At 48.7% G+C, this 1,675-nt stretch carries 1 rRNA gene; it reads right to left on the bottom strand.

Annotation, left to right across the window (positions count from 1 at the left end):
- Positions 1 to 1,564, bottom strand: a 16S ribosomal RNA gene (locus tag D3P96_RS08245); the annotation flags it as partial.
- Positions 1,565 to 1,675 lie beyond the last annotated feature (111 nt).

Genomic DNA, 1,675 nt, shown 5'->3' with positions numbered 1-1,675 from the left:
AGCCGCAGGTTCTCCTACGGCTACCTTGTTACGACTTCACCCTAATCATCTGTCCCACCTTAGACGGTTGGCTCCTAAAAGGTTACCTCACCGGCTTTGGGTGTTACAAACTCTCATGGTGTGACGGGCGGTGTGTACAAGACCCGGGAACGTATTCACCGCGGCGTGCTGATCCGCGATTACTAGCGATTCCGACTTCATGTAGGCGAGTTGCAGCCTACAATCCGAACTGAGACAAGTTTTAAGAGATTCGCGTACCCTCGCGGGTTAGCTGCTCGTTGTACTTGCCATTGTAGCACGTGTGTAGCCCAGGTCATAAGGGGCATGATGATTTGACGTCATCCCCACCTTCCTCCGGTTTGTCACCGGCAGTCTCACTAGAGTGCCCAACTGAATGCTGGCAACTAGTAATAAGGGTTGCGCTCGTTGCGGGACTTAACCCAACATCTCACGACACGAGCTGACGACAACCATGCACCACCTGTCACTTTGTCCCCGAAGGGAAAGCTTCATCTCTGAAGTGGTCAAAGGATGTCAAGACCTGGTAAGGTTCTTCGCGTTGCTTCGAATTAAACCACATGCTCCACCGCTTGTGCGGGTCCCCGTCAATTCCTTTGAGTTTCAACCTTGCGGTCGTACTCCCCAGGCGGAGTGCTTAATGCGTTAGCTGCGACACTTAAGGGCGGAAACCCTCAAACATCTAGCACTCATCGTTTACGGTGTGGACTACCAGGGTATCTAATCCTGTTTGCTACCCACACTTTCGAGCCTCAACGTCAGTTACAGTCCAGAGAGCCGCCTTCGCCACTGGTGTTCTTCCATATATCTACGCATTTCACCGCTACACATGGAGTTCCACTCTCCTCTACTGCACTCAAGTTATCCAGTTTCCAAAGCACTTCCACAGTTAAGCTGTGGGCTTTCACTTCGGACTTAAACAACCGTCTGCGCTCGCTTTACGCCCAATAAATCCGGATAACGCTTGGAACATACGTATTACCGCGGCTGCTGGCACGTATTTAGCCGTTCCTTTCTGGTAAGATACCGTCACACACTGAACAGTTACTCTCAATGTCATTCTTCTCTTACAACAGTGTTTTACGAGCCGAAACCCTTCATCACACACGCGGCGTTGCTCCATCAGACTTTCGTCCATTGTGGAAGATTCCCTACTGCTGCCTCCCGTAGGAGTATGGGCCGTGTCTCAGTCCCATTGTGGCCGATCAGTCTCTCAACTCGGCTATGTATCATTGCCTTGGTAAGCCATTACCTTACCAACTAGCTAATACACCGCGGGACCATCTCTTAGTGATAGCAAGACCATCTTTTAACTAATAACCATGCGGTTATTAGTGTTATACGGTATTAGCACTTGTTTCCAAGTGTTATCCCCTGCTAAGAGGTAGGTTTCCCACGTGTTACTCACCCGTTCGCCACTCTTTGCAATGTCCATCGTCATATCTGAGCAAGCTCTTCAAATCAGTTGGACCACAAAGCGTTCGACTTGCATGTATTAGGCACGCCGCCAGCGTTCATCCTGAGCCAGGATCAAACTCTCATTTTGTACTTACTCCATAAATGAAGAAAGGTTTCAAAAGCTTGATATTACTCAATTTTTCTTTTTGTTGTTTAACAGATTGTTAAACGAATTTACTAGCGAATTGACTTCGCAAAT

The organism is Weissella viridescens (assembly GCF_003862435.1).
Lineage (GTDB): Bacteria > Bacillota > Bacilli > Lactobacillales > Lactobacillaceae > Weissella > Weissella viridescens_A.
Note: the sequence above shows the minus strand (reverse complement) of the source record. Positions and strands in the feature narration are given on the sequence as shown.